The sequence below is a fragment of the Amycolatopsis sp. MtRt-6 genome (assembly GCF_017308975.1).
In the GTDB taxonomy this organism is placed as follows: Bacteria; Actinomycetota; Actinomycetes; order Mycobacteriales; family Pseudonocardiaceae; genus Amycolatopsis.
Genome location: NZ_JADWPD010000056.1, coordinates 1 through 25,321 on the forward strand (window position 1 = coordinate 1; position 25,321 = coordinate 25,321).

The 25,321-nt window shown below is 71.2% G+C and carries 29 protein-coding genes and 3 pseudogenes; 14 read left to right on the forward strand and 18 right to left on the reverse strand.

What is annotated here, in order from left to right; all coding sequences use genetic code 11:
• Positions 1–25: 25 nt before the first annotated feature.
• From I4Q55_RS47920 to I4Q55_RS47935, 4 genes are all read left to right on the forward strand, one after another.
• On the forward strand, positions 26–700 hold the full coding sequence (locus I4Q55_RS47920; RefSeq protein WP_206797650.1) for a BON domain-containing protein: 675 nt from the start codon (positions 26–28) through the stop codon (positions 698–700).
• Positions 701–738: 38 nt separating this feature from the next.
• Entirely contained in the window at positions 739–1,587 is an 849-nt protein-coding gene (locus tag I4Q55_RS47925; RefSeq protein ID WP_206797653.1) for a slipin family protein, read from the forward strand.
• Between the two features lie 93 nt (positions 1,588–1,680).
• The gene (locus I4Q55_RS47930; RefSeq protein ID WP_206797655.1) at positions 1,681–2,202 is read left to right on the forward strand and encodes a GNAT family N-acetyltransferase; all 522 of its coding nucleotides are present in this window, start codon (positions 1,681–1,683) and stop codon (positions 2,200–2,202) included.
• A 104-nt stretch (positions 2,203–2,306) separates the two neighbouring features.
• On the forward strand, positions 2,307–2,843 hold the full coding sequence (locus I4Q55_RS47935; RefSeq protein WP_242548052.1) for a DUF5994 family protein: 537 nt from the start codon (positions 2,307–2,309) through the stop codon (positions 2,841–2,843).
• A 176-nt stretch (positions 2,844–3,019) separates the two neighbouring features.
• Here I4Q55_RS47935 and I4Q55_RS47940 read toward each other — a convergent pair whose 3' ends face one another.
• The 5 genes from I4Q55_RS47940 to I4Q55_RS47960 form a co-directional block, all read right to left on the reverse strand.
• Positions 3,020–3,676, reverse strand: a complete 657-nt coding sequence (locus tag I4Q55_RS47940; protein ID WP_091315894.1) for a phosphoribosyltransferase — start codon at positions 3,674–3,676, stop codon at positions 3,020–3,022.
• Between the two features lie 131 nt (positions 3,677–3,807).
• Complete coding sequence (locus tag I4Q55_RS47945) at positions 3,808–4,554, reverse strand: GAF and ANTAR domain-containing protein (protein ID WP_206797657.1); 747 nt, start codon at positions 4,552–4,554, stop codon at positions 3,808–3,810.
• Positions 4,555–4,596: 42 nt separating this feature from the next.
• A complete protein-coding gene (locus I4Q55_RS47950) occupies positions 4,597–5,322 on the reverse strand; it encodes a GAF domain-containing protein (protein ID WP_206797659.1) in 726 nt (241 codons plus the stop codon).
• 155 nt (positions 5,323–5,477) lie between these two features.
• Positions 5,478–5,921, reverse strand: a complete 444-nt coding sequence (locus tag I4Q55_RS47955; protein WP_206797661.1) for a DUF5994 family protein — start codon at positions 5,919–5,921, stop codon at positions 5,478–5,480.
• Positions 5,918–6,931, reverse strand: coding sequence for an acyl-CoA desaturase (locus I4Q55_RS47960; protein WP_206797663.1), 1,014 nt, complete (start codon positions 6,929–6,931; stop codon positions 5,918–5,920). Before I4Q55_RS47960 ends, I4Q55_RS47955 begins: the two co-directional genes overlap by 4 nt.
• Positions 6,932–7,184: 253 nt before the next feature.
• On the opposite strand from I4Q55_RS47960, the gene I4Q55_RS47965 reads away from it, so the two are divergent.
• The 3 genes from I4Q55_RS47965 to I4Q55_RS47975 all read left to right on the forward strand — a co-directional run bounded on the left by I4Q55_RS47965 (position 7,185) and on the right by I4Q55_RS47975 (position 9,482).
• On the forward strand, positions 7,185–7,610 hold the full coding sequence (locus tag I4Q55_RS47965) for a DUF6292 family protein (RefSeq protein WP_091315888.1): 426 nt from the start codon (positions 7,185–7,187) through the stop codon (positions 7,608–7,610).
• 135 nt (positions 7,611–7,745) lie between these two features.
• Complete coding sequence (locus tag I4Q55_RS47970; protein ID WP_091315885.1) at positions 7,746–8,930, forward strand: AI-2E family transporter; 1,185 nt, start codon at positions 7,746–7,748, stop codon at positions 8,928–8,930.
• A 198-nt stretch (positions 8,931–9,128) separates the two neighbouring features.
• Positions 9,129–9,482 carry an HPF/RaiA family ribosome-associated protein gene (locus I4Q55_RS47975; RefSeq protein ID WP_206797665.1) on the forward strand — a complete coding sequence of 118 codons (354 nt, stop codon included), beginning with the start codon at positions 9,129–9,131 and terminating at the stop codon, positions 9,480–9,482.
• 164 nt (positions 9,483–9,646) lie between these two features.
• On the opposite strand, the gene I4Q55_RS47980 is transcribed toward I4Q55_RS47975, so the two are convergent.
• Positions 9,647–9,958 (reverse strand): hypothetical protein, encoded by a 312-nt coding sequence (locus tag I4Q55_RS47980; RefSeq protein WP_206797667.1) that lies wholly within the window; start codon positions 9,956–9,958, stop codon positions 9,647–9,649.
• A 279-nt stretch (positions 9,959–10,237) separates the two neighbouring features.
• Here I4Q55_RS47980 and I4Q55_RS47985 point away from each other — a divergent pair, with 279 nt between their 5' ends.
• Both I4Q55_RS47985 and I4Q55_RS47990 read left to right on the forward strand, forming a co-directional pair.
• A complete protein-coding gene (locus I4Q55_RS47985; protein ID WP_206797669.1) occupies positions 10,238–10,453 on the forward strand; it encodes an RGCVC family protein in 216 nt (71 codons plus the stop codon).
• Positions 10,454–10,528: 75 nt separating this feature from the next.
• On the forward strand, positions 10,529–10,990 hold the full coding sequence (locus I4Q55_RS47990) for a DUF5994 family protein (RefSeq protein WP_091315871.1): 462 nt from the start codon (positions 10,529–10,531) through the stop codon (positions 10,988–10,990).
• Between the two features lie 34 nt (positions 10,991–11,024).
• On the opposite strand, the gene I4Q55_RS47995 is transcribed toward I4Q55_RS47990, so the two are convergent.
• A complete protein-coding gene (locus I4Q55_RS47995; RefSeq protein ID WP_091315869.1) occupies positions 11,025–11,345 on the reverse strand; it encodes a hypothetical protein in 321 nt (106 codons plus the stop codon).
• A gap of 127 nt (positions 11,346–11,472) precedes the next feature.
• Complete coding sequence (locus I4Q55_RS48000) at positions 11,473–12,699, reverse strand: YbdK family carboxylate-amine ligase (protein WP_206797670.1); 1,227 nt, start codon at positions 12,697–12,699, stop codon at positions 11,473–11,475.
• A gap of 368 nt (positions 12,700–13,067) precedes the next feature.
• On the opposite strand from I4Q55_RS48000, the gene I4Q55_RS48005 reads away from it, so the two are divergent.
• The 3 genes and pseudogenes from I4Q55_RS48005 (at position 13,068) to I4Q55_RS48015 (ending at position 15,349) form a co-directional block, all read left to right on the forward strand.
• Positions 13,068–13,697, forward strand: a complete 630-nt coding sequence (locus I4Q55_RS48005; protein ID WP_206797671.1) for an STAS domain-containing protein — start codon at positions 13,068–13,070, stop codon at positions 13,695–13,697.
• A gap of 62 nt (positions 13,698–13,759) precedes the next feature.
• Positions 13,760–14,194 (forward strand): hypothetical protein, encoded by a 435-nt coding sequence (locus I4Q55_RS48010; RefSeq protein ID WP_143060751.1) that lies wholly within the window; start codon positions 13,760–13,762, stop codon positions 14,192–14,194.
• A gap of 106 nt (positions 14,195–14,300) precedes the next feature.
• Positions 14,301–15,349, forward strand: a pseudogene (locus I4Q55_RS48015) (fatty acid desaturase).
• Positions 15,350–15,610: 261 nt separating this feature from the next.
• Here the strand turns inward: I4Q55_RS48015 and I4Q55_RS48020 are convergent.
• From I4Q55_RS48020 to I4Q55_RS48040, 7 genes and pseudogenes are all read right to left on the reverse strand, one after another.
• Positions 15,611–16,477: an alpha/beta fold hydrolase gene (locus tag I4Q55_RS48020; RefSeq protein WP_206797672.1), complete on the reverse strand. Its 867-nt coding sequence runs from the start codon at positions 16,475–16,477 to the stop codon at positions 15,611–15,613.
• 30 nt (positions 16,478–16,507) lie between these two features.
• Positions 16,508–17,359, reverse strand: coding sequence for an alpha/beta fold hydrolase (locus tag I4Q55_RS48025; protein WP_206797673.1), 852 nt, complete (start codon positions 17,357–17,359; stop codon positions 16,508–16,510).
• Between the two features lie 170 nt (positions 17,360–17,529).
• The gene (locus tag I4Q55_RS50000) at positions 17,530–17,988 is read right to left on the reverse strand and encodes a class I adenylate-forming enzyme family protein (protein WP_374194554.1); all 459 of its coding nucleotides are present in this window, start codon (positions 17,986–17,988) and stop codon (positions 17,530–17,532) included.
• Positions 17,989–18,033: 45 nt separating this feature from the next.
• A pseudogene (locus tag I4Q55_RS50010) lies at positions 18,034–19,013 on the reverse strand (AMP-binding protein); the annotation flags it as partial.
• Positions 19,010–19,426, reverse strand: coding sequence for a hypothetical protein (locus I4Q55_RS50870; RefSeq protein ID WP_307793503.1), 417 nt, complete (start codon positions 19,424–19,426; stop codon positions 19,010–19,012). The pseudogene I4Q55_RS50010 and the gene I4Q55_RS50870, both read right to left, overlap by 4 nt.
• Positions 19,427–19,502: 76 nt before the next feature.
• A pseudogene (locus I4Q55_RS50875) lies at positions 19,503–19,922 on the reverse strand (alpha/beta hydrolase); the annotation flags it as partial.
• The gene (locus I4Q55_RS48040; RefSeq protein WP_206797674.1) at positions 19,919–20,887 is read right to left on the reverse strand and encodes an enoyl-CoA hydratase/isomerase family protein; all 969 of its coding nucleotides are present in this window, start codon (positions 20,885–20,887) and stop codon (positions 19,919–19,921) included. The pseudogene I4Q55_RS50875 and the gene I4Q55_RS48040, both read right to left, overlap by 4 nt.
• A 97-nt stretch (positions 20,888–20,984) precedes the next feature.
• Here I4Q55_RS48040 and I4Q55_RS48045 point away from each other — a divergent pair, with 97 nt between their 5' ends.
• Positions 20,985–21,668: a TetR/AcrR family transcriptional regulator gene (locus tag I4Q55_RS48045; protein WP_206797675.1), complete on the forward strand. Its 684-nt coding sequence runs from the start codon at positions 20,985–20,987 to the stop codon at positions 21,666–21,668.
• 4 nt (positions 21,669–21,672) lie between these two features.
• Here I4Q55_RS48045 and I4Q55_RS48050 read toward each other — a convergent pair whose 3' ends face one another.
• On the reverse strand, positions 21,673–22,557 hold the full coding sequence (locus tag I4Q55_RS48050) for a short-chain dehydrogenase/reductase (RefSeq protein ID WP_206797676.1): 885 nt from the start codon (positions 22,555–22,557) through the stop codon (positions 21,673–21,675).
• Positions 22,558–22,610: 53 nt separating this feature from the next.
• The gene (locus tag I4Q55_RS48055) at positions 22,611–23,195 is read right to left on the reverse strand and encodes a TetR/AcrR family transcriptional regulator (protein WP_206797678.1); all 585 of its coding nucleotides are present in this window, start codon (positions 23,193–23,195) and stop codon (positions 22,611–22,613) included.
• 148 nt (positions 23,196–23,343) lie between these two features.
• Between I4Q55_RS48055 and I4Q55_RS48060 the strand changes: the two genes are divergently transcribed.
• Complete coding sequence (locus I4Q55_RS48060) at positions 23,344–24,339, forward strand: NADP-dependent oxidoreductase (protein WP_206797680.1); 996 nt, start codon at positions 23,344–23,346, stop codon at positions 24,337–24,339.
• Positions 24,340–24,445: 106 nt separating this feature from the next.
• On the opposite strand, the gene I4Q55_RS48065 is transcribed toward I4Q55_RS48060, so the two are convergent.
• Positions 24,446–25,120, reverse strand: coding sequence for a GntR family transcriptional regulator (locus I4Q55_RS48065; protein WP_206797682.1), 675 nt, complete (start codon positions 25,118–25,120; stop codon positions 24,446–24,448).
• Between the last annotated feature and the right edge of the window lie 201 nt (positions 25,121–25,321).

The window sequence follows — 25,321 nt, forward strand, 5'->3', positions numbered from 1 at the left end:
GGCGCGGGCGGACCACCCTGGAGGAATGACACAGATCCAGCACCGGCCCGACCACCACCTCAAGACGGCCGTCACCGACGAACTCGCCTGGACTCCCAGTGTCAACGCCGAAGCAATCGCCGTGAGCGTCGATGGCGGTGCCGCGACGCTGGCCGGGCACGTCGGCACGTATCCCGAGAAGGAAGCGGCCCTGCGCGCCGCGACCCGGGTGCACGGCGTGACCACGACCGTGGACCGGATCCTCGTCCGGCACGGCCACGCGATTCCGGCCGACGTGGACCTCGCCCGCGAAGCCATGGCCGTGTTCGACCGCCGCACGGTTCTCGTGCCCAAGAACTCGGTGCAGGTCGACGTGCGCGACCAGGTGATCACCCTGCGCGGGTCAGTGGACTGGCACCACGAGCGCGAAGCCGCCCGCCGGGCCGTGGCCGCGCTCCCCGGGGTCAGCGGCGTGCGGAACCTGATCACGCTGCGGCCCGCGCCGGGAGCCACCGCGGCCGAGACCAAAGCACAGATCCTCGCGGCGCTGGCCCGGCACGCGCCCGGGTCCGCCCAAGACGTCGAGGTCGCCGTCGACGACGGCCAGGTCACCCTGACCGGCGCCGTCCCCACCCCGGCCGAACGCCGGTCGGCCGAGCAGACCGCGTGGTTCGCCCCCGGCGTGACCGCGGTCGACAACCAGGTGCAGCTCACCGGCTGAGCCTCCGCCCCGGCACGAGCCGCGACCTCTGGAGCACCATGAACGTTTTCGTGATCATCGTCATCGCCGCCGCGTTGCTGCTTCTCCTGGCGTCCGCGGTGCGGATCGTCAAGCAGTACGAACAGGGGGTCCTGTTCCGGCTCGGCCGGGTGGTGGGCGTGCGCGAGCCGGGGTTGCGGCTGATCATCCCGGTCGTCGACGTCCTGCGCCGGGTGCCGTTGCGGATCATCACGATGCCGATCCAGTCCCAGGGCATCATCACCCGTGACAACGTGAGCGTGGACGTGTCCGCGGTCGCCTACTTCCGGGTGCGGGACGCGGTGAAGTCGGTCGTCGCGATCGAGAACGTCTACGCCGCGATCGACCAGATCGCTCAGACGACGCTGCGGAAGGTCGTCGGGCAGCACACGCTGGACGAAACCCTGTCGGAAACCGACAGCATCAATCTCGACATCCGCCGGATCCTGGACGGCACCACGCTCGACTGGGGCGTGGAAGTGACTTTGGTGGAGCTGAAGGACATCCAGCTGCCCGACACGATGAAACGGGCGATGGCCCGGCAGGCCGAAGCGGAACGCGAAAAGCGCGCCAAGATCATCAGTGCCGAAGGCGAATCCCTCGCCGCCGCCGCACTCGGCGACGCCTCGGACACGATGATGGCGCACCCGCTCGCGCTGCAGCTGCGCAATCTGCAGAGCCTGGTGGAGATCGGCGTGGACAAGAACACCACCGTCGTGTTCCCCGCCCCGCTGATGAGCACCATCGGCGAACTCGGCTCGTTCCTGGCCCGCGAGAGCGCCGCCGCGGCCCAGCCGAAACCGGCCGCCACCGCCGCGATCGTGCCGCCGTCCGCGGCCGTGAACGGCACCAGGGCCGACGAGCGCTGACCGCCGCCGGCCCCCGGGACTCCGCAGTGTTCTGTGCGAAAAGGACAGAGCACTGTGGACCCGGGCCGCGCACCGGATCCGTGAGGAGACATCATGACCACCGCCACCCCGCCGGTACAAGTCCTGCTCCCGGACGGCGAAGCCGCCTGGGTGCGCAAGCTGGAAGCCGGGGATGCCGCCGCGGTCCTCGCGCTGCGGGCCCGGCTTTCCGGGCGCGATCGGCACGTGCGGTTCTTCGGTCTCGGCGTGGCCGGGCTGGCCGAGCTCTCGACGCAGCTGTCCCACAGCTCCGGCGTCGGGCACACCGCCGTGGGCTGCTTCGTGCACTCCCGGCTGGCCGGTGTCGCCCGCTACGACATCCTGGCCGACCCGGCCGAAGCGGCGGTCGCGCTGGTGGTCGACGGCCACGGCCCGACGCTCGGCGTGGCGGCCCTGCTGCTCGAACAGCTCGTCGTCTCGGCCGAACACGAAGGCGTGCGGATGCTCGTCGCCGACACCGGCGCGGAGAACGCGAAAATGCTCGGCGTTTTCGCGGCGCTGGGCATTCCGTTCCGGCCGGGACTGCAGTGCGAACAGCCCGCTGCCGCGGAACGAAACGCCCCTTCCCCGGAGTAGAATGGACATTGTCCGAGAGCATTTCGCACGCTGGCGATCAAGCCCGCGTCGTTCTCGGCCTCAAGTCCGGCCGGTGTCCTCCGGCCGGGGACGGGAGCACCGGCATGAAGTCGGTCCCGCACACCACCCACGCCATGCGCGTCGCCCAGGCGGCCGAAGAACTCCGCCACCACGCGCCGCGACTGCGGCTCAAGCCGGAAGCACCCACCACCGGCTGGGTCGACGGCGCCTGGTGGCCCCGCTCCCTGGACCTGACCGCCGAACTGCCGTCGCTGCTCCCGGCACTGACCGCCCGGCTGGACCGGATCGAACGGGTCACCTACCACCTCGCGGCCTGGCCGCCCACCCCACGCCGGCTGCGTTCCGGCGACGAGCACGGCGACGTCCGGCTCGAAGGCTTCCGGTCGCCGCACGCCGCCACCCTGACCGTGATCGGCCCGCGGCACCGGCTGACGCTGCTGGTGATCCCGCCGGACGCCGATCCGGACCTCGCGCGCCACGCGCTGCTGACCGCGGCGCGCCGGGGCAATGACGACACCGTCGACACGCTGCTCGCCGCCCTTGACGAGGACACAGCGGTGCAGCGCTGGGAGGTCGAAGGCGGCCGGCTCCCCGCCCAAGCGGGACCTGCCGGCGCGTAGCCGTCCTCCGTCGCTTCGCCGCCGGATCCGGGCGGCGGGGCGTCGAGGCGGGCGTGCAGGTGTACCCGGATCCCGTCCGGGGTGCAGGCCCGCCGTCGTTCCCGGCGCGATCACCACCCCGGTCCCGGCGACCCCGTCGAGCCTGCCGCCGGCCACCTGTCAGTCCACTATGGACGTCACCGCGGGACCTCGGTCGGCAGGCGGGGTTCGCGGTGCAGCAGTTCGAGCGCGTCGGTGTCGGCGACCGCCGGGAACTTCCGGTAGCTGTTGCGGACCGCGTGCAGCCAGGGCAGCGGGTGCAGGCAGACGAACTGGTCGACCTCTCGGGCGAGCCGGTCGAGAACCGGTGCCTGCGCGACCGGGACGGCCAGCACGATCCGGCGCACCTGGCGGGCTCGCAGGACGCGGATCGCCGTGTGCGCGGTCGTGCCGGTGGCGGCGCCGTCGTCGGCGAGCACCACCGTCCGGCCCGCGATCGGCACCGGCGCGACGTCGCGCCGGTAGACGGCGACCTGCCGGGCCAGACTGCCCCGCGCCTGATCGGCGAGCCGGGTGAGCTCGTCCGCCGAGATGTCGAACCGGCGGATGGCGCCGTGGTCCCAGACGACCAGGCCGCCCTCACCGACGGCACCGAGTAGCACCGGTGGTGGTCCGGCGGCCTCGATCCGGGCAGTGAGCAGGATGTCCAGCGGCGCCCCGAGGACGTCGGCGATCTCGGCGGCGACGACGAGCCCGCCCTCGGACAGGCCGAGGACCACCGCCCGGTCGCCGCGCAGCGGGCGCAGGCGGAGGGCCAGCCGTTCGCCCGCCTCCCGGCGATCACGGAACCGCATGGGGCACTCCTGCCGTCGGAAGCCGGTCGGCCGTCTCCCAGCATGACCGCACCGCGACCGCGGGCGGGAGGGCCGTTGGTCACCACCAGCGGACCGTTCGGCACCTTTGCTCGACAGTCCATAAAGGACTCTCAGCGCGAGTGGCGCACCGTGGACGGCGCCAGCACGACCGCGGGCGCGAGGGTGCGGTCGGCCAGTGCGCGGGCCACGTCGCTGAGCCGGCGGTTGTTCCGCCGGGCGTAGCCGCGCAAGGCCGTGAACGCCGCGTCCATGCTCAGCTGCCCGCTGACGGCGAGCACGCCCTTGGCCTGTTCGATGATCACCCGGCTGTTCAACGCGGTCTGCAGCTGCTCGGAGAGGAGCTCGCCCTGGCGGAAGGCTCGTTCGTGGAGGATGCCGATGGTCGCGGTGTCGGCCAGCCCCTGGGCCAGTGCCACGTCGTCCGCCGACAGCTCACCCGGGGAGTGCCCGAAGAGGTTCAGCGCGCCGATCGTCTGCCGGCGCAGCCGCAGCGGCACGGCGTGCACCGACGCGAACCCGTCCCTGGCCGCCTCGGCCGCGAACCGCGGCCACCGTGCCGCCTGTGCGGCGATGTCGGCCACCAGGACCGGTGTGCTGGTGGTGAAGCACTCGACGCACGGGCCCTCGTCGATGTCGAGCTGGAACAGCTCCAGCAGCCGTGCCTGTTCGGTGGACGACGCCAGCACCTGCAGCCCGCCCCGCTCGTCGGCCAGGGTCAGCCCGGCCGCCGCGACGTCGAGCAGCTCCACGCACTGCACCACCAGGGTGTGCAGCAGGTCCGCGACGTCGTAGTCGTCGACCAGCGTGTCAGCGAGTGCGACGAACGCGCGCGTCACCTGTCGTTCACGGTCGGGCATGCCCACCATCTCCTGAATCGTCAGCTGCCTTCATGGTGATCCTCACCGGAACTCCTCGTCCAATCGCAGCCGCCCGGCGACGATGTCGGCCGCGACGTCCCGCAGGGAACGCCCGTGGCCGAACGCGTAGGCCCGCAGCCGGGCCAGCGCGGCCGAGGCGGGCAGGTCCAGGTGCGCGATCAGCATCCCGGTGGCCTGGTGCACCTCCCGGAACCGCATCCCCGCGCCCTCCATCCAGCGCCCGTCACCGTCGAGCCAGCGCTCGCCGCCGTCCCGCAGCCCCGACAAGGCGAGTGCGGCGATGTCGGCGACCTGCAACGCCGTCGACAGCTCGGTGGCGTCGAGCGAGCCCGGTGTCGAGCGGTAGGTGTCGAGGGTCGCCACCCGGACCGCCCCGATCTGCACCGGGAACGTGAACAACGCGGCCACCGGCTGCGCCGCGGCCTCCGCGGCGAAAATCGGCCACGCCGGCGGCGGCCCGGCGGCCAGATCGGGCACCAGAACCGGCCCACCCGCGGCGTGGGCCTCGAAACACGGTCCTTCACCGAGGGAAAACTGCAGCTCCGCCAGCGCGGTGCTCACCGCGTCACTGGCGTAGACGATCTCGCGGTGCCCGGTGCCGGCCACCACCGACACCGCCGCGCCGTCCACCGGCAACAGGCGCACGCACGCCCGGCACACCCGGCCCACGACGTCGACCCCGCTGCCGGTCCCGTCCTCGCCCAGCGCGGCCAGCACGCTCGCGCGCAGGTCCTCGACCTCAGCCACCGCGAACCCACCACCGGCGAGCTCCGCGTTCCGGCATCCGGTTCCTTCCGGGTCGGTGTTCGTGATCGCCACACCAACACGGACACCGGGCCCGGATCAGCACCGCTGCCGCGGCTGCGTGCACCGAGCGTACCCGGCCGGGTGCCCTGATGGCTTCACGTGGTCAAGGACGGCGCGGGATCGCTGCCGGCATGCCCCGCCCCGGCGAGGATGTCCTCGGCACCGGCCGTGGTGTCCGGGTCAGCAGCCGTCCGCAGGGCGGTGGTGGCGGCGTCGCGCGCGGTGTCCGGCGCCACCACCAGCAGGATCAGGCGCCGCTGCGTGCCGATGAGCGCGACGGTGTGCGCCTGCATCGAGTGGAACCCTTCCAGCCGGACGACACGGCCGTCCACCACGAGCTTGCGGTGGGCGATCTCCCAGCCGTCGCCCAGCGGGTAGCTGATCCGCTCGACCTCGCCCACCCGGTCGCGCACCGCCGCGAGGACGTCGGGGAACTCGACGCGGGCGTCGCGGGACCGCGGCCACCACGCGCCGTCGACGTACCCGCCGCCGGCGGCCGGTTTCAGCTGCAGGCGGACCTCGTCACCAACGGTGGTCACGACCGGCTCCGGTCCGGGGTCTCGGTGAGCAGACCGCGCTCCAGCCTGCCGAAGCCGCGGGGTGCCGCGGAGTAGCCGGGGTTGAGCTTGCGAGCCAGGCGTTCCGGCTTGGGCCAGCGGACATCGGTGGCCCAGCCGACCTTTTCGAACAGCCAAATGAAGCGCGCGGACATGTCGAGCTGGCCGCGGCGGACGCCGTGGCGGGCGCCGGTCGGGTCGGCGTGGTGGGAGTTGTGCCACGACTCGCCCATGGACGCGATGGCCAGCGGCCAGAAGTTCGCGGACTTGTCGCGGGCGGCGTAGGGCCGGTCACCGATCAGGTGGCACAGGGAGTTCACCGACCAGGTGACGTGGTGCAGCACGGCCACCCGGACGAGGCTCGCCCAGAAGAACGCGGTCAGCGCGCCCCACCAGGACATCGTCACCAGCCCGCCGATCACGGCCGGGGCCAGCAGGGTGACGACGGTGAGCGCGGGGAACCAGCGGTCGATCCGGGCGATGTCGCCGTCGGCGAGCAGGTCGGGGGCGAACCGCTGCGCGTTGGTCTTCTCCCGGTCGAACAGCCAGCCCATGTGAGCGTGCCAGAAACCCTTCGCGAGCGCGGCGGCCGAAGTGCCGTAACGCCACGGGGAATGCGGATCACCCTCGCGGTCGGCGAAGGCGTGGTGGCGGCGGTGGTCGGCGACCCAGCCGATCACCGGGCCCTGCATGGCCATGCTGCCGGTGGCGGCGAGGGCGATCCGCAGGCCGCGGTTCGCCTTGAAGGCGCCGTGGGTGAAGTAGCGGTGGAAGCCGATGGTGACTCCCAGGCCGGTCAGGAAGTAAAACCCGATGGCCAGGGCGACGTCGGTCCAGCCGAGGCCCCAGCCCCACGCGAACGGCACCGCGGCGGCCAGCGCCAGCAGCGGCACGACCGCGAACAGCTTGACCAGGAAGGTTTCGGTGCGGGACTTTTCGCCCGCGAGCATCGGCTCCGCGGTGTTGGGTGGCCGTTGCAGCGTCTGTGTCATATCGATCGCTCTTTTCCGTGACGTATCTGGCCGCCAGGGTCCGGGGCGAACAAATTCCGGGTAGCCCGCTGACGGCGGCCTAAACCGGGGGATGGTGGAGGTTGCCGGAACGTCCTGCCCGCTGCATGAGCGGAGCAACCAATATCTACGACGCACGAGCCGCCGGAATCGTTCCCGTGCAGGTGCCCTTTCGCAGGCCGACCGGCCCGGGCCCATCCGGCACGCCGGCCGGCGGCCCTCTAGCGTGGCGGTCATGGAACACCCCGAACCCGACGCCCGAACGCTCGAGCGCGCCCTCGGCGAGTACGTGCGGGCGGTGGCGGCCGCGGTCGGTGTCCCGGCCGAAGGCACCACGGTGGAGATCAGCGACACCGCCACGGCCTACCTCGGGCTGCCGCGGCGGTGGCCCGGCCGGCCCGGCCACGACGTCATGCTGGTCTGGAACGAACGCCGGGGGTGGTCCCTCGCGGTGGAGACCGACCCCGGCGCGGCCGCGGTCGTCCTCGCGCACCACGGCGACGACCTCGTCCCCGCCCCGGACGCGGTGGCCCGGTTCGTCGCCGACACCGCCGCCGGCCGTCCCCCCGGCCAGGCGTCGGCCGGACCGGCCGCCGACGTGTCCCGCCGGGTGCTGGCCGAGCGGCTGCGGCCCTACCTCGGCGACGCCCCGAACGGCTGACCGCGGTCCGGCTCCCGTGGTTCTTCACCGGCCCGCGGGGGCATCCAGCCGGCGGTATGCTCGGGAAACAGCGCCCAGACCCCGCTCTCACCCCGACCGGTCTCGTGCCCGGTCATCGCCAGGAGCAGGTTCTTCATGAATTCCCCCTCAGCACCACGCGCTGATCCGCAGAGCGGCCCCGGGGCCTCTCCGGTGCCGTACGGGCTCCGCGTCGCGGCCGCGGTCTCGTGGCGCCTGCTGGTCGTGGCGGCGGCCCTGACCGTCCTCGGCTTCGTGGCCACCCGGCTGGCCTCGGTGGTCGTCCCGGTCGCGGTGGCGCTGCTGCTCGCCGGGCTGTTCTCGCCCGCCGTCACCTGGCTCGCGGCCAGGAAGGTCCCGCGCGCACTGGCCACCGCGATCGTGCTGATCGTGGGCATCGCGCTGGCCGGCGGGGTCGTGACGTTCGTCGTCATCACCGTCACCGTGGGCATGCCCGCGCTGATCGACCAGGTCACCGTGAGCCTGACCGACCTGCACACCTGGCTGCGCGCCGGCCCCCTGCACCTCAGCCAGGGCCAGCTCGACCAAGCGCTCGGCAATCTGACCGCCATGCTCGGCCGGAACAAGTCCGTGATCGCCTCGGGCGCCCTCACCACCGCGGTCACCGTCGGGGAACTGCTCGCCGAAGCCCTGCTCACGGTGTTCTGCCTGATCTTCTTCCTCGCCCAGGGAAACCCGATCTGGGCGTTCCTCATCCGGGGCGTACCCACCCGGCTGCGCGAGCGCGTCGACATCGCCGGGCGCAGCGGGTTCACCACCCTGGCCCACTACGTCCGCGGGACAGCCGCCGTCGCGTTCGTCGACGCCGCCGGCATCGGCCTCGGCCTGGTGATCCTCGGGGTCCCCTTGGCGGCTCCGCTGAGCACGCTCGTCTTCCTCGGCGCGTTCATCCCCGTCATCGGCTCGGTGCTCGCCGGCGGGATCGCCGTCCTCGTGGCCCTGGTGGCCAACGGCGTCTGGACGGCCGTCATCGTGCTCGCCGTCGTCGTCGGTGTGATGCAGGTGGAAAGCCATGTCCTGCAACCACTGCTGCTCGGGCGGGCCGTCCGGCTGCACCCCTTGGCCGTCGTTCTCGCCCTCGCCGTCGGGCTCGTCACCGCCGGGATCGTCGGCGCCCTGCTGGCCGTCCCGCTGCTCGCCGTCTTCAGCTCGGGCGTGCGCAGCCTGACCACCCGGCCGGAGAGCGACTCGCCTGCGGGAACCGCTCATCCTGCCGATCCGGACGACCGGGCCCCGGACCCGGCGACCGATGACGTGCACGCCGCGCCTGAGGTCTGTTGAGGACAGTCAGGAGCCGGCGGCTCGTCCGGCTCCGCGAAACCTTGGTCATCCACACCTCGTGCGCGGCGAAAGGTTCCTTCGGCCCCCCGGCAGATGACGTGTGACCCTGGGCAGTCGTGGCCCGGACGAGCAAGGTGGTGGCTACCGGAACGCCACTTCGCGCTCATCCGGGCCGGCCGTCGAAGGGGACAACCACGCATGCTGATCCAGATCGGCACGGACCAGGCCGTGCACGGCGACGAGGCGCTGATCCGGCACTTCGAGGTGGAGCTCGCCACCAGGCTGTCGCGGTTCAGCGACCACATCACGCGGCTGGACGCCCACTTCAGCGAGGAAACCGCCGACGACGGGAAGGACCGGTGCTGCGTGCTCGAAGCCCGGCCGGCGGGGCGGCGGACGGTGGCCGTCAGCCATCACGCGGGTTCGGTCGGCGAGGCGTGCCGGGGTGCGGTGCACAAACTCGAGAGCGTGCTCGAGAGCATGTACGGCCGGACGGATCACCGCAAGGGCGGGGACTCCATCCGGCACCAGGACGGGCACGCCGGCTCGTGACCGTCCTCAGCGGGCTCGGTGCGCCGCGCCCCGGGGATCGTCGCAACCGGGCCACCGGCCCGGCCGCGCAGCCCGGGAAACCGTTGCCGTTGCGGTCATCCGTCTCCTTCGATCGGCCACGCCACGGGGCTTCGCCCCTCGCCGGCGACGGTCCGGTTCCGGCCTCAAGCGCCGGAGCGCGGTGGGTGGGCGTCGAGGATGTCGGTGGCTCGCACCAGGCCGGCCGGTGCATCGGCGGCAGCCCCCTGCGGGCGGACGGGCACCCAGGTCGTGCTGGTGTGTTCGTCGCGCAGGCTGTGCCCGGTGACGGTCCCGAAATTCTCGCACCACACCGGGGCCGCGCACGGCGACCCGGTCCGGCGCACGCGGCTGCGGTAGCGGACGAGCCAGCCGGGTGGGTAGGCACCGCCGTGGCGGGTGGGCCAGTCGCGGTACGCGTGCCCGACCGACGGCCGGTCGGTCTGTTCGTCGTCCACCGGCGCCGCCTTCGCTCACGGTGCACTCGGGGTGCACGTCATCGATCGCCGGGGTCCGGGGCGCGGTCATCCAGTTTAGGCGGGGAAGCGCCGGGAGGGTTCGCCCGGGCGAGTGATTCTCCGGCCGGTGGTCAGGCCGGCACGGGCGTAAGGTGGCGGTATCGCCCCGGACCTCGGCGTGTTCGCTGGAGCCGGGTCCGAAGCCGGAAGTTCGAGCGAGTCCCGGCTGCTCATCGGTCCCGCGCCCGGATGATCAGCACCGGCAGAAGGAGATCCGGCATGTCGTCCCTCGATCTCGAAACCGGCGCCGCCGCCGCGGAAATCGGCGATCCGGCCGCGACCGCCTGCGCGGTGTGCCCCCATTCCCCGGAATCGCACGATGTGATCGCGCGCCGGTTCTGCACGGCGACGCAGGCGGGCGGGTTCCACCGCGGATGCGTGTGCACTGGTGCATCGGACGCCGCGGTGACCACGGCGATGCGGGTCGCGAAGTGAAGGGCTCGTCATGAACGCCTTCGGGGAACCCGCGGGCCGGTTCGTCCGGCCGTCGTCGCGGAAGGAGCGCCGGGCATGACTTTTGCGCCGGACGACGCCGCGGGTCCCGTGGTCGGCTCACCGGCCCTCGACCGGCGGCTGCGGCTGAAAACGCCGGGTGCGGTCAAGGGCTGCTTCGACGGCGCCTGGTGGCCGCGCTCCCGAGAACCGGTGGCGGAATTCAGCGCCCTGGTCACCGCGCTCGCCGTGGATTCGGGCCCGGTGGACCGGATCGGCTTCAACCCGGCGATGTGGGATCTGCCCCCCGGGAAGCTCGCGCTCGAATCCGGTTTCGTGGAGCTGGCGGGGTTCTTCGGCCTGGACCGGCATACGATCGTCGTCATCGGACCGCGCATCCGCCGGCTGACCCTGCTGGTGGTGCCACCCGACGCCGCTGCCCCCGCGGCGGAGCGAGCGCTGGCAGCGGCCACCGCGCCGGACGCGAGCGGCTCCGCCGTGCTGATCCTGACCGCCAGCGGCATCCTCGGCCCGGCTTGAGGAGGAACCGGCCGCGGTGGGCGCCGGTTCCGTGTCACGGATGCCGGCTCTCACCTGTCGGAGGGCATCGCGAAGCCGGTGGTTCCCCGGCCGGCGGTGCGGTCACGGCGATGACGTCCTGGACGTCCAGCCAGCGCACCGCGGCCGTGTCCCCGCCGTCGGCGATGACCGGGACACGGCCTCCCCCTGGGCCCAACTCGGGCGGCCCGACCAGGGTGCCGGTCCGCGGCGAGTGTGGATCCGTCCCGGCGTAGGTGACGCGCCAGTTGCCGACGCTGAACGCGATCTGCCGCCGAGGCGGGAAGGGCAAGCCGGGGCCCGCCGTCGCGCTGGGGTCCGGCTGCCCGGAGGTCATCGTCTGCTCCTCGGCCGTGGGAGTGGTTCCACGGGCTACGTGGAACCGCGGGCACGCCGGGGTCCGGGGCGGTCCGGTCAGCCTAGGCGTTGTCCACTGTTCACCGGCCGGGAATCCCCCGGATGGGTCACCCGGGAGAAGCGGTGTTTCCGGTTCGCGCTCCGGTCGCCGGCGCCGATCGGCCGTCGTGGACGGCGGCGGGGCGGGGCACCGGCGGCGAGCCGGGCCAGGCTGCCCCGGCGAGGGTCACCGTTGCCAGCTCCGCCACGAACGCGGCCGGCGAGCCGGCTCCCGCGAACAGCGCGCGTTGGCGCGCTGCGCCGGTTCGGCCCGCCCGCACCACGGCGAGCTGACGGTCGATTGCCGCAAGGTCCCCGGTGGCTCGCAGGGCCGGCCGGACGTACTCCAGGAGCCGGTCGGTGAGTACCTCCTGCGAGAGGAATTCGCCGGTGAAGGGGTCGATGCCGAGGCCGGGGTAACCCGCACGCGCCGCGGCGGTGAGCGACGCGGCCACCAGCGGAGCCCGGACGGGCCGCGGTGCGACGCCCGCCCGGGCCTCCGCGAGGATCGTGACGGCCAGGGCGCGGACCAGTCCCGCCTGCAGCACGGCGTCCTCGGCGGTCAGCCCGACGTCCGCGATGCGGACCTCGACCGTCGGGTGGTTCGGGGAGAGCCGGGCGTAGAAGTAGACGCCTTGGTCGTCCAACGCATCACCACGGCGAACCACGTCGTCGACGCTCGCGGCGTAGGCGGCCGCGTCCGGCCAGTCCCGCGGGGGCTTCGCGGTCGGCCAGAGCGACCACAGCGGGTACCGCCCGCTGGCCCACCCGGAGTCCACGTCGTGGGCGAAAGGTGAGTTCGCGCTGATCGCGAGGAGCGGGGCAAGCCAAGGACGCAGCCCGGCCAGGACCCGGACGCCGAGCGCCGGGGAGGAGATACCGACGTGCACGTGGCAGGCGCACGTGCCCGCTTCCGGGAGGAGAGCGGGGAATCGGCCGGCCAGCGCGCGGTACCGCGGTTCGGCGGTGACAGCGGGCAGGCCCGGTAGGTCGCCGCACGGCGGTGTGCCGGACGCCAGCAGCAGGCACCCGGCGTCGGCGGCCGCGCCCGCCACGAGGCCGCGCAAACCGAGCAGCTCCGTCCGGAGCTCGTCGAGGCCGGTGTGGATGCCGGTGGCGGTTTCGATCTGGAAGCGCAGGAACTCCGGCATCACCGCGGATTCACCGTCGAGCAGTTCCAGGATGCGGGGCGCCGCGAGCGCCACCGCGCCGGTCACGGGGTCCGCGAGGACGAATTCCTCCTCTACGCCGAGGGTGAGTGCGTCACCCTCCGGCAGCAAAAGTCGCGCGTCCACGGCCCGGCTCCGTCCTTCGGTCGGACTGCCGAGCCTCGCCGGTCCGGCTCCGCCGGAGAAAGGGCCGCTGGTCACCGATCGGGCAGCTTTCGGCCCTTCCGCCGGGTACCAGGCGAACGGCATGCGCGTGACCGCCGGGCCGCCGACGCCGGCTGGCCTGCCGAGCCGCCGGTGAGGGCTTACCCTGTGGGTACCGCGCCGGGAGGGCCGAGACCACGCGCTCGCGACGATCGCCGATCGACAGCTGGCCGTGTTCCGCGCCGCGGAGGTCAGCGTAGGAGCTGATCGTGAACCACTCCGAATCTGGCCATGGCCTCAGACCACACTCGAGTACCTCTGTTTCCCGGCCGCTGCTGCGGCTCGCGTCGATGCGCCGGGGAGACGTCCTCGTCCTCACCGCGGCCGGCGAAATCGACCTGTCCACGACCCCCGCCCTGAGTGAATCGCTGGCCGACGCCATCGCTCAGCGGCCACCGACGCTCGTCGTGGACCTCACTCCGACCACGTTCCTCGCCTGCGCCGGCCTGTCGGTCCTCCTCGCGGCGCATCAGCTGACGGGTGATCGGACTCGCTTCGCCGTGGTCGCCGGCTCACGGGCCTCGTGGCGGCCGATCCACCTCACCGGGGTGGACCGGCTCCTGACCGTGCACCGCCGCCTGGACGACGCGGTGGCCGACGCCGCCCCGATGGTCGTGCGGACGGTCGTCGCGGATGCGACGATCCTGGTCACCGCCACCGGCGGGGCGCGGGCCGGTGCGGCCGAGGCGCTGACCGAAAAACTGCGGCAGGCGTCCGAACTCTGCCGCGGCGTCGTCCTGGTCGACGTGTCGGCCTGCACGCTCCCGGCCGTGGACGTCGTCGGCAGCGTGCGGGCCGCCTTCACCCGGGACGGCCGGGACCGGGGTGGCATCCTGATCCTGACCGCCGACGAGGACCTGAGGAAGGCGCTGGGGGCCGCGGGGATCGCCTGCTGCGTCCCAGCCGGGCCGGGCCGGTGACCGGGGCGGGGGACCATCACACCGCCGAACCTCCGTGGGTCCGCGGCGCCGAGGTCGGCGACGTGGATCGCATCCTGGAGATGGTGTACTTCCTCGCGCGCCGCACCGGCCGGTCGCCCGGTGCCGCCGCTCGGCTGTGCACCCGCCTGGTCCCCGAACTGGTGGTCTCGTCCGCCGGCGCGCCGGATTCCCCCGGTCACCGCCTGGCCGCGGCGCGGCGTGGCCGGGTCGCCGTGGCGACCGCCGTGCGGGCCCGCAGCCGTCGGTGTGACCCGGCGGTGTTCGACGACGCCCTGGCCGACGCTGTGGCGCGGGACGAACTGGTGCTCCTGCCCCCTCGCCAGCGCTTCACCGTCTGGTCGGTGGCGGTCCGGCACCGGCCGATCGCCGAGGTCGCCGCGGAGACGGGCTGGTCCCGGTCCCAGGTCGTGCGCCTGCTCAACGCCGGGCTGGCCACCATCACCGAGTGGGGCCGGAAGTCCGTCCCGAGCGCTTGAGACGCCGGTCGGCCTGGTTTGATCAGCGGCGCGGCCGGGAATCCGGATCGGGTATCGAGTGGCCGCCCCAGTCCCCGGCGCCCGCAGGACTCGGGGAAGGACTCCCATGGACGTATCTTCGGTGAGCGAGGGCGCCGGCCTCCGGGCGGCGTCACGCAACGACTTCGGCGCTCTCGGCCGCCTCGTGCGGCATGAAGGCCTGCTTGACCGGCGCTACGGCTACTACGCGGTGAAGATCAGCCTGACCCTGCTGGCCTTCGCCGGCGGCTGTGCGGCGTTCGTGCTGCTGGGCGATTCGTGGTGGCAGCTGGTCACGGCGGTGTTCTTCGCGGTGATGTTCGCGCAGGTCGCGTTCCTCGGTCACGACGCCGGGCACAACCAGGTCTTCCGCACCGGGCGGGCCAACGACCGCGCCGGTTACGCGTTCGGCGGGATCGTCGGCATGAGCTACGGCTGGTGGATGGGCAAGCACACCCGCCACCACGCCAACCCAACCACGAGGGCGACGATCCCGACATCGACATCCCCTTGCTGGCCTTCACCCGCGGGCAGACGGAGCACAAGAGCGGGTTCGTGCGCTGGACGTCGAAGCACCAGGCGGCGTTGTTCTTCCCGTTGCTGCTGCTGGAAGGCCTGAGCCTGCACTGGGCGGGCATCCAGGCGGTGTGGCGCGGGGAGGTCAAGACCCGGTGGCTCGAAGCGGTGCTGCTGTCCGCGCACGTCGTGGTGTACCTGGGGGCGGTGTTCGTGGTGTTGTCCCCGCCGGTCGCCTTGGCGTTCATCGCCGTGCACCAAGGACTGTGGGGCGTGTACATGGGCTGTTCGTTCGCGCCGGGGCACAAGGGCATGCCCACCTACACGGACAAGACCGAGCTCGACTTCCTGCGCAAGCAGGTGCTGAGCAGCCGCAACGTCCAAGGCCGCCGATGGGTGGACTTCACGCTCGGGGGGCTGAACCACCAGATCGAGCACCACCTGTTCCCGAGCATGCCGCGGGCCAACCTGCGCCGCGCGCAGCCTCTGGTGCGCGCGTTCTGCGCCGAGCACGGAATCGACTACGCCCAGTGCGGGCTGCTGAAGACCTACCACTACGTCCTGCAGCACTTGCACGAGGTGAGCGCACCACTCCGCGTGGCGGGCGCACCTGCCCGCTAGACCTTGGGGAGGGCCCGCGCCGCGATTTTGCGGGAGCGCCGGTGTCCGTCGAGCGTACGGGTATCGGGTTGCCTGGCCGAACCCGCGGTTGGCTCCGGCGACGAGGACGGTGCCGGCGGAGAGGTCCATCGGAAGCTGCTGGTGAACTGAGAAGCGTACTAGTGGACCGGTGGGGACCTGGCCAGGTTCCAGGTCTGGCCCGGGTGACGGAGGTTGCCGGCGGCGCTGTCGCGGCTGACGAGGCCGTCGCCGAGTCCGGCACTACCGTGCGAGGAATTCGAGTGCCTTCGTCACGAACTGTCCGTGGTACTGGAAGATGCCGCCGTGGCCGGCGTCGGGGTAGATCACCAGTTCGCTGTCGGGCAGGCGGCGCGCCAGGTCGTAGGTGTTCTTCGTCGGGACCATCCGGTCGTTGTCGCCGTTCGCGACGAGCACCGGCTGGTGGATGACGGAGAGGTCGGACGGCTGCGCCAACCCCCAGCGGTGGATGGCGGTGAGCTGGGCACCGTAGGACCTGAGGGAGATCGCCTTGTCCCGGTTGGTTTTGCGTTCCTTCAGGCGGGCCAGGAACTCCTTGCCCGCCCGCTTCCCGTTCGGCGTCCGGGTGAAGAAGAGGAACTGCTTGGGGTCCTGGCGCGTGAGCAGTGCCCGGATCGTGTCGAGGTGGGAAATCCACGTCACGTTCTTGATGCCCTCGCCACCCGCGGGCCCGGTACCGGCGATGATCAGCTTGCGGACCAGCTCCGGTTCGTCCTGGGCGATCACCTGGGCGATCATGCCGCCCATGGAGAAGGCGAGGATGTCCACTTCGGTCAGGCCGAGGGCGCGGATGAACGTGACGGCGTCGGCCGCCATCGCCTCGATGGTCTTCGGGGTGGTGCCGGTGGATGTGCCGACGCCGCGGTTGTCGAAGGTGATGACGCGGTGCTTCGCGGCGATGCCGTCGACGACCCGGGGGTCCCAGTTGTCGAGTACCGCGGCCAGGTGGGTCAGGAAGACCACCGGGACGCCGGTCTTCGGGCCGAGTTCGCGGTAGGCGAAGTCGACGCCGCCGGTGGAGACGGTGCGGGTCGGGGCGTCCTGGTAAGAGGTGATCACGCGGTCGCGGGATTCTTTTTCGCTGCTCATGGTTTTGCCTTTCGGTTGATTGTGTGGGTGTCAGTGGCCGAGGAAGAGGTTGACCTGCGCGACGAACTCGTCGATGTGCTGGAACAGGAAGGCGTGCCCGGCGTCGCTGTAGAGCACGAGCGTGGCGTCCGGGACCTGCTCGACCGCCTTGTACGAGCTGACGGCGGGGATCATCACGTCGTGGATCCCGTTGGCGTAGAGGACCGGCTGGCTGATCGACCGCAGCTCGGCTTTCAGCTGGTCCCATTCCACGGCCAGGAGCCGTCCGACGGCGGCGAGCTGGCCTTGGGCGGCGTCCTCCGTCACCGCGGGGCCGCCGCCTTCGAGGCGCTTGGCGACCTTCGCGAGGTGTTCGAGTCCGGCGGCGCGGGCCTGTTCGGTCTCGGGGTAGAAGAGGTAGAGCAGGTCTTCGGCGTCCGCGTCCGGCTTGGCCATGATGGACAGGACCCGCTCGCTCATCTCCGGCGTCCCCGGCGCCACGCCCGGCCCGCTGCTGCCCGCCACGACGATCTTGCGCACGAGGTCGGGCCGGCGGAGGGCGACGTGCTGCGCCACGATGCCACCGAGTGACCAACCGAGCAGGTCGACCTGCGTCAGGCCGAGCGCCTCGATGAACTCGATCGCGCCGTCGGCGAACCCTTCGGACGTGTCGCGCGGCTCGCCACCGGTGTAGCCGATGCCGACGTTGTCGAACAGGATGACGTCGCGGTCCGCGGCGAGCCGGTCGACGAACTCCGGGTCCCACCAGTCGATGGTGCCGCGGAAGCGCATCAGCAGGACCAGCGGCACACCACCTCGCGGGCCGGTGCGGCGGTAGGTGAACACCGCGGACGGTCCGGCGGTGGTGTGGTTCTCGAGGGTGTCAGCCGTGTAGGTCGTCATGCTTTATATTATGACCATACTTCAATGAGGGGTGCGAGCCGAAGGGGCGACCGAGATGAAGTGACCCCGCTGACAGAGCGGTCCTCGCCAGGCGACGCGTCCAGCGAGGACCGCCCTGACTTTCGCACTCTCGACCGTCGGGACGCCGCCGATGCTCTCGCCCGGCCTGACTAGCCCCGTTCCTCGGCTGCTGACCCAGCGGCGGCCGCGTGGCCCGCCCGCAACGCCGGCTTGTCGATCTTGCCGACCGCGTTCTTCGGGATGGCGTCGAGCACGAGCAGCTCGGTCGGTCGTTTGTATCCGCTGAGGCTGTGCGCACAGCGAGCCTTCAGCACGGCGGGGTCGACGGTCCGGCCGGGTCGTGGCTGGACGTAGGCGACGACCACTTCTCCCCATTTTTCGTCGGGTACGCCGATCACGGCGGCTTCGAGGACCGCCGGGTCGCCGGTGAGGACGTCTTCGATTTCCTTGGGGTAGATGTTCTCGCCGCCACGGATGATCATGTCCTTCGAGCGGCCGACCAGGGTCAGGTAGCCGTCGGTGTCGAGGTGGCCGACGTCGCCGGTGTGCAGCCAGCCGTCGACGACGGCCCGGGCGGTGTCGTCCGGGCGGCCGAGGTAGCCGCGCATGACGTTCGGGCCACGGACGACGACCTCACCGTCCACACCGGACGGAACGGTGGCGCCGTCCTGGTCGACGATCCGGATTTCCTGTCCGGGGAAGGCGATTCCCACGGTTCCCGGTCGCCGGGGTCCCGCGACCGGGTTGATGGTCGAGGCGCACGTTCCTTCTGACAGCCCGTATCCCTCGATGAGCGGGAACCCGTACCTGGCCTCGAACCGGGCCAGCAGATCGGCTGATGCGGGCGCCGCGCCGCAGATCCCGAACCTCAGGGACGAGGTGTCCGGCCGGACGTCCGCGGGCAGCGCGGCGAGCATGCCGTAGATCGTCGGTACCGCGCTGAAGTAGGTCGGGCGGTGCTGCTCGACGACGTCGAAGAAGGTGTGCGGGGAGAACCGGTCGGCGATGACGACGCTCGCGCCGGCGAGCAGGGCATGAGGACGCTGACCACGATGCCGTTGACATGGAACAGCGGGAGGATCAGCAGGCATCGGTCGGCCGGTCCGATGTCGAGGGCGCGGCGGCCCATGTCGGTCATGGCGTCGAGGTTGGCGTGGTCGAGCATCACGCCCTTCGGGACGCCGGTCGTTCCGCTGGTGTAGATGAGCAAAGCCAGCGCGGACGGGTCCGGATCCCGTGCGTGGTCCGGGCCGCCGGGCTCGGTGGGCAGGTCACCGACGGCGAGTGTGGGGACGTCACCGGCTCCGCTCACGCCGTCTTCGACGACGAGCAGGCGCGCACCGGAGTCGTCGAGCTGCCGGGCGACCTCGGCGTCGGTCAGGCTCGGGTTCACCGGCGTGACGGTGGCGCCGAGCCGCCACGCTCCGAACAGCAGGAGGACGAACTCGAGGCGGTTGGTCAGTTCGAGCGCGACGACGTCGCCTGGGCCGATGCCGAGGTCGTGGAGGTGCGACGCGGTCGCCTGGACCCGGCTGAGCAACTGCGTGTTGGTGAGAAAACCGGTGCTGTCGGATACCGCGGGGCCGTGGGGGTCCAGCTCGGCGCGCCGGTCGGGCAGCGAAGCGAAGTTCATGACCGGCCTGCCGACGCCGGGTTCAGCTGCCGGGTGAGGAATTCCGTCTGGTCGCGGACCAAGGCCTCGAAGGGCTCACCGAGGTAGAAGTCGAAATGACCGGCGTCGTAGGTCTTGATCTCGCCCCGGGGCGCGGTCCGCGCGTAGCGGAGAGTTTGGGCGGGCGGGGTGACCGTGTCGGTGTTGCTGACGCAGAAGAGGATGGGGATGGTGATCTTCTTCGCGGCCCGCCCGGGCCGGTAGCCGGCGATGGCCGGCACGACCCGGGCCGCGACCTCGTTCCGGAAAGCCGTCCCCGCCGGGACGAGCGCCTGGTAGCCGGGCAGCGCGTCCGGAGCGGTCATGAGCGCCGGCGAACCGGGAGCGCCGGCGAGCGGGATCATCGCCGGCTCGGTGCCGCGGACCGCGGCCACGAGATCCCGCGCGAGGACCGGCGCCAGCTTGAGGGAAACCCACCGGGCCCAGCGCGACCGCGGAGGCGAGACCGTCGGTGAACGGGCACTGGGCCACCGCCGCGCGCAGCTCCGGATGTCGTGCTGCGACGGTGATGGCGTGGCCACCGCCGAAGGAGCTGCCCCAGACCGCGACGCGCGAGCCGTCGACGTCGGGCCGGGCTTGGACGTGGGCGATCGCGGCGTCCCAGTCGGCGAGTTGCCGCCGGATGGACAGCAGCTGCCGGGGCCGGCCGCCGCTGTCGCCGAAGTAGCGGTAAGTGAAGGCCAGCGCCGCGAATCCCGCCTGGGCGAACCGCTCGGCGAACGCGTCCAGCCGCATCTCGCGGGTCGCCCCGAGACCGTGTCCGAGGACGACGACCGGGGGTGACGGGACTCCGGACGGGAGGTAGAGCCAGGCGGCGCAGGTGGTCTCGCCGGAAGGGAAGGAGACGTCGTGCCGGGTGAACGCGGTCATGACTGTGGCACCGCCGATCGGCGGGGAACGCTGCCGGTCGCGAGGGCCTGCTCGTAGACGTCCGGGTCGTAGAGCGGGAGTTCGCCGGTGGCCTCGGTGGCTTCCAGGTAGTCAAGCATCAGCTGCTGCCCGTCCGCGGACTGGTCCTGAACGAGGAATTCGCTGCGTTCGACGTGCAGACCTTGGACCAGTGACATCGAGCCACCGAGGTAGACGGCCCGCTTGATGGCCGCGATCGAGGTCTTCGACCGGGACCCGAAGTGCTCCGCGAGCTCGGTCGCGCGCGTGACCACCTCGTCCTGGGGGACGACGTCGTCGACGGCGCCGTCGGCGAGCGCTTCCTCGGGGGTGAAGGGCTTGCCTTCGAGGATGGCGACCAGGGACCGGTGGGTGCCGACCAGGCGGGTCAAGCGCTGGGTTCCGCCGCCGCCCGGCATGATCCCGAGGAGGATTTCCGGCTGGCCGATGAAGAAGTCCCCGTCGGCCATGACCCGCAAGTCGCACGCCCAGGCGAACTCCGCGCCGAGTCCGAGTGCCGAACCGTTGAGGGCGGCCACGTAGATGACGCCGCTGGAATTCATCCGCAGGAACGTGGCGTGCCGGCGGTCGAGCTCGAGCGCGCCCCGCAACGGGGTTCGCCGGACCACCGGCTCCACGGCACGGGCCCGGTCCACCCCGCGCGCCATCCGCACCACCGCGGAGGCGCCGCGCCGGCCGAGCGAGGGAACAGCGGCGCCGCCCTCCTGTAGCCACCGGACATCGGCGTGGCTGACGAACCGTTCCGGATGCGCGCCGGTGAAGACGACGGCGCGCACTCCGGGGTCGCTGTCGACCCGGTCCACCAGCTCCTCGAGCTGCTGGGCGAGGTCGAGACCGAACAAACCACGGGGGCCGCCGTCGACACGGACGATCAGGACGGCTCCACGGTCCTCCACATCGAGGTGGCCTTGCTCTGGGTTTGCCATGACGTCTGCTTCCGTCGAATGGTTGTAACGAAGTTACATTCGAATGTAACCAAGTTATAGTGAGCTGGCAAGAGCCGGCCGGAAGGTGAGGGGAACCGTGAGGAACAGGGCAGAGGACGTGACGCCGGGCAGCGGTGTGCCGGAGCGGCTGATCCAGGCCACGATCGCGCTGCTGGCCGAGCAGGGACCGGCTGCCATCAAGGCGCGGACCGTCGCCTCCGCGGTCGGGTTGTCGCAGACGTCGGTCTACCACCACTTCGGCGGGATCGTCGAACTCGTCCGCGCTGTCGCCGACTACGGCTTCGCCGAGCTCGGCCGGGCGTTTTCCCGGGTGCCGGTGACGGACGATCCGGTCGCCGACCTCTTCGCGATGGCGTTGGCCTGCCGCCGGGCCGCCCGCGGGAACCCTCACCTCTACGATCTGATGTTCGGGTTGTCCACCCGGGCGACCTACCGGCCGCCGGCCGAGTCGGCCTCTCGGCCGAGTGGTCGTTCGGCGGCCTTCCGCGATGCCTACGCACACGTCACCGACGTGTGCGCGCGAGCTGTGCGCTCCGGCAGGTTCGAGCCCCAGGAGCCCGCGGTGGCGGCTGCCCAGCTCTGGAGTTTCGTCCACGGTTACATCACCCTCGAACTGGCGGAACACTTCGTCGAGTTCACCGATCCGGTCACGCAGGTGCTGCTGCCCATGGGGGTGAACTTCGCTGTCGCGCTCGGCGATAGCCGGGAAGACGCCGAGAACTCACACCAGGTGGCCCTGCGCGGCCACGGCACGCCTTAGCCGGTCAGGACGCTTCGGCGTTGCCCCCGCCGGGGACGAGCTGGTCGTTCCGCCCCAGTGCCTCGACTTCGCGCTCGAGGGCCGGAACCGCGTGGGCCGCGAACCGCCTCGTCCAGGGCCATGCCGCGGGCGAGTTGAGGCCCGCCTTCAGCCAGTTGGCGACGACAACCGCCCGCGGCACATACACGCGGCTGCGTCGCCGCGCGAGTCCGTCGACGATCGCGGTGGCCACCCGGTCGACGCTCGTGGTCACATTGCCCGGATAAGGCAACCGGTCGCGTAAGCGCCGGAAGGACGGGAGGTCCGCGTCGGCGCCGCGGACGATGTCGGTGTCGATCCACGACGGATGGACGACGCCGACCGTGACGCCGAGGTGCGCGACCTCCTGGCGGTAGGTCAGAGCGAGCAGTTCGGCTCCGGCCTTGCCGGCGCCGTAGGCGGCCATCCCGGCCAGTGGCATGAACGACAGCGCGGACGCCACGACCGTCACGTGACCCCGGCTACGCTCGAGGTGCGGTGTCGCGTACTTCAAGGTGCGGAAGACGCCGTTCAGGTTGATGTCCAGGACCCGCTCGAACGACGTCTCGTCGATCTGCCGCACCGTCCCGTAGGCCGCGACCCCGGCATTGGCGACGACGAGGTCGATGCCGGCCATGGCCTGCGCGCAGCCGTCGATCGCCGCCTTCAGGGCCGCACCGTCTCGCACATCGGCCTCTCGCCAGACCGCGGCAGGCCCCAGTTCCCCCGCGAGGGCGCGCAACCTCTCCGGTTCGAGCCCGATCAAGGCGAGGCGCGCGCCCCGGGTGGCAGCGAGCCGGGCCACCCGCTCCCCGATCCCGCGGGCCGCTCCCGTCACAACCAGCCGTCGACCTGCCAAGTCTCGTTTCATGACGGCAATGTAACTTCGTTACAGCCCGAGGGCAACAGGTGTGGCGCAGCGACTCATACTTCCGGTGCGTCCAGCACCGTCAAGGCGTTGCGGATCCCTTGCTCGAGAATGTCGTCGGAGAGTTGCCGATCGGCCAGCGCGCGGGCGAGCTGCAGGGTCCCGACCATCAGGGCGTAGATGCTGAGCGTCTTGGTGCGCGCCGACCGCGGATCGCCCGGCGCCAGGCGGGCGGCGATGTCGTCGATGACGGCCAGCACGCTGCCCGTGTAAGTCTGCTTGGTCGGATCCGTACAGCGGCCGAGTTCATCCAGCAGCGCGGCGGACGGGCAGCCCTCCTCGGGATTGTCGCGATGTTCGGGCGAAAGGTAGGTGCGCACCATCAGCTCGACGCCGTCGCGTCCGGGCGGGAACGAGGTGAGCCACTCCCGCTGGCCGCGCAGCTGCTCCGAGACCGCGGTGGCGACCAAGTCCTCTTTGGATTCGAAGTGAGCGTAGAAGGCGCCATTGGTCAGGCCCGCGTCCTTCATCAGCGTGGCGACCCCGGAGCCGTCGATCCCGTCACGCTTGAGCCGGCGACCCGCCATCTCGATGATCCGCTGCCTCGTCGCCTGCTTGTGCTCTTTCCCATACCGCGCCACGCGCTTCTCCGCTCACTCAACGGGCTGCCCATCACCCATGTTAGTACGATCATAATCTGAACGCGTTCCACCTCTTGCCTCAAGGTGTCCACTCTGCTTATGGTATTATGACCATAATGCAAAGCAGGGTTTCGAGGAGAGTTACGCCATGAAGGCAGCCATCGTCGATCGCTACGGCACCAACGTTCGGGTCGGCGACATGCCGGTGCCCGAGGTGGGCGAGCACGACGTGCTGGTCCAGATCCACGCGGCCGGCGTCAACGTGCTGGATTCCAAGATCAGGGACGGCGAGTTCAAACTCATCCTTCCTTACCGCCTGCCGCTCATCCTGGGTAACGACGTTGCCGGCGTCGTGGCCGGCGTCGGGCCGGGCGTGCGGAAGTTCAAGCCCGGCGACGAGGTCTACGCGCGACCCGGGAAGGACCGGATCGGCGCCTTCGCCGAATACATCGCCGTCGCCGAAGACGACCTGGCCCCGAAGCCCGAACAGCTCACGATGGAGGAAGCGGCAGCCATCCCGCTGGTCGGACTGACCGCCTGGCAGGCCCTGGTCGAAATCGCCGGCCTGCGAGCCGGCCAGAAGGTCTTCATCCAGGCAGGCTCCGGCGGCGTGGGCACGTTGGCGATCCAGCTGGCCAAGCATCTCGGTGCGACCGTCGCCACGACGACCAGCGCGGCCAACGCCGATCTGGTCAAGCGCCTCGGCGCGGACGTCGTGATCGACTACCGCAACGACGACTTCGAAGCCGTCCTGCACGACTACGACGTGGTGTTGCACAGCCTGGACAACGAGACCCTCAAGAAGTCCCTGCGGGTCCTGAAGCCGGGCGGAAAGCTCATCTCGATCTCCGGCCCGCCGGATCCCGGCTTCGCGCGGGAGCTCGGCAAGCCGTGGATCCTGCGACCGATCATGGGGCTGTTGAGCTATCGGACCCGGACGGCGGCCAAGCGTCGTCAGGTCGGCTACAAGTTCCTCTTCATGCGGGCAAGCGGGGACCAACTGCGCCAGATCACCGCCCTCGTCGATTCCGGGGTCATCGAGCCGGTCATGGACCGGGTCTTCCCCCTCGAATCGACCGCCGAGGCGATGGCGTACGTCGACAAAGGACGCGCGAAGGGCAAGGTTGTCATCAAGGTCAAATGACGCTGCTTGGCCGCCGGCCAGCGGTCGCGGACCCGGCGCCGCAGGCGGGGGCTGGTCGTAGGCCTTGTCGGCGTGCAGCGCGACTGTCGGGCCCACCCCAGGGTCGTCAGATCGTGGTCAGGCCTTCGAGTTTCTGCCGCAACGACTCCTGGGAGTGCCGGTCCATGATCTCGTAGGCCCGCTCGATGTCGAGCCGCCTCATGGCCGACACCAGGTCCCGGTGGTCCCGGATTTCGGCGTCCTCGGTGAGCCTGCTCCGCAGGTTGGGCGCGAGGTAGTGCATCCGGCGGACCTCGTCGGTCACCCCGAGCATGATGCGTTCGGCGCGCCGGTTTCCGGACAACCTGGCGATGTCCAGGTGGAAGGCGGTCGCCGCGTTCAGCGCGGCCTCCGTGGAAGCCGCCGCCGCCTGGTCATCGATGTGCCGTTCCAGGGCGTCGAGCTGCTCGGGGCTGCTGCGCTTGGCCGCCTCTACGACCAACGGCGGCTCGATCATCTGCCGCAGCGCGAAGATCTCGCGCACGTCCTCGAAGCGGAGAGGACGCACCAGGTAGCCCTTGCGGGGCAGGACCAGCACCCAGCCGTCGTGGGCGAGCAGCCGCAGGGCCTCGCGGATGGGCGTCTTGGAGACCCCGTACTCCCGGGCGAGCTCGTGCTCGACGAGCATGCTCTCGGGGAGCCGGCGGGCCGTGAGGATGTCCTCCTTGATGAGGGCGTGCGTCCGCTCGGTCAGTGACAAGCGCGGGTCGCGCCCCGACGGCTCTGGTTCGCTGCTGCTCACTGCCCTCGTCTCCTGCCCGGCGAGCTGACTGGTCACGCCAAAGTATCACGTCGTTGACAACAAGTGGACCAGAAGCATACTTTGAGCGCATCAGAGAAGTATTCAAGATATATCAGGCTCTGACCTGGTGTTTCGCCGCACGACCGGGGTAAAGCTGCCCGACGCCGGCGAGCGAAGTGGATCAATGTCGATCAACTTGCC

Excerpts from the sequence above, each read along its gene's own strand:
- I4Q55_RS47920 (WP_206797650.1), top strand. The coding sequence starts at position 26 with ATGACACAGATCCAGCACCGGCCCGACCACCACCTCAAGACGGCCGTC.
- I4Q55_RS47925 (WP_206797653.1), top strand. The coding sequence starts at position 739 with ATGAACGTTTTCGTGATCATCGTCATCGCCGCCGCGTTGCTGCTTCTC.
- I4Q55_RS47930 (WP_206797655.1), top strand. The coding sequence starts at position 1,681 with ATGACCACCGCCACCCCGCCGGTACAAGTCCTGCTCCCGGACGGCGAA.
- I4Q55_RS47935 (WP_242548052.1), top strand. The coding sequence starts at position 2,307 with ATGAAGTCGGTCCCGCACACCACCCACGCCATGCGCGTCGCCCAGGCG.
- I4Q55_RS47940 (WP_091315894.1), bottom strand. The coding sequence starts at position 3,676 with ATGCGGTTCCGTGATCGCCGGGAGGCGGGCGAACGGCTGGCCCTCCGC.
- I4Q55_RS47945 (WP_206797657.1), bottom strand. The coding sequence starts at position 4,554 with ATGCCCGACCGTGAACGACAGGTGACGCGCGCGTTCGTCGCACTCGCT.
- I4Q55_RS47960 (WP_206797663.1), bottom strand. The coding sequence starts at position 6,931 with ATGACACAGACGCTGCAACGGCCACCCAACACCGCGGAGCCGATGCTC.
- I4Q55_RS47965 (WP_091315888.1), top strand. The coding sequence starts at position 7,185 with ATGGAACACCCCGAACCCGACGCCCGAACGCTCGAGCGCGCCCTCGGC.
- I4Q55_RS47970 (WP_091315885.1), top strand. The coding sequence starts at position 7,746 with ATGAATTCCCCCTCAGCACCACGCGCTGATCCGCAGAGCGGCCCCGGG.
- I4Q55_RS47975 (WP_206797665.1), top strand. The coding sequence starts at position 9,129 with ATGCTGATCCAGATCGGCACGGACCAGGCCGTGCACGGCGACGAGGCG.
- I4Q55_RS47985 (WP_206797669.1), top strand. The coding sequence starts at position 10,238 with ATGTCGTCCCTCGATCTCGAAACCGGCGCCGCCGCCGCGGAAATCGGC.
- I4Q55_RS47990 (WP_091315871.1), top strand. The coding sequence starts at position 10,529 with ATGACTTTTGCGCCGGACGACGCCGCGGGTCCCGTGGTCGGCTCACCG.
- I4Q55_RS47995 (WP_091315869.1), bottom strand. The coding sequence starts at position 11,345 with ATGACCTCCGGGCAGCCGGACCCCAGCGCGACGGCGGGCCCCGGCTTG.
- I4Q55_RS48005 (WP_206797671.1), top strand. The coding sequence starts at position 13,068 with ATGCGCCGGGGAGACGTCCTCGTCCTCACCGCGGCCGGCGAAATCGAC.
- I4Q55_RS48020 (WP_206797672.1), bottom strand. The coding sequence starts at position 16,477 with ATGAGCAGCGAAAAAGAATCCCGCGACCGCGTGATCACCTCTTACCAG.
- I4Q55_RS48025 (WP_206797673.1), bottom strand. The coding sequence starts at position 17,359 with ATGACGACCTACACGGCTGACACCCTCGAGAACCACACCACCGCCGGA.
- I4Q55_RS50000 (WP_374194554.1), bottom strand. The coding sequence starts at position 17,988 with ATGCGCGGCTACCTCGGCCGCCCGGACGACACCGCCCGGGCCGTCGTC.
- I4Q55_RS48040 (WP_206797674.1), bottom strand. The coding sequence starts at position 20,887 with ATGGCAAACCCAGAGCAAGGCCACCTCGATGTGGAGGACCGTGGAGCC.
- I4Q55_RS48050 (WP_206797676.1), bottom strand. The coding sequence starts at position 22,557 with ATGAAACGAGACTTGGCAGGTCGACGGCTGGTTGTGACGGGAGCGGCC.
- I4Q55_RS48060 (WP_206797680.1), top strand. The coding sequence starts at position 23,344 with ATGAAGGCAGCCATCGTCGATCGCTACGGCACCAACGTTCGGGTCGGC.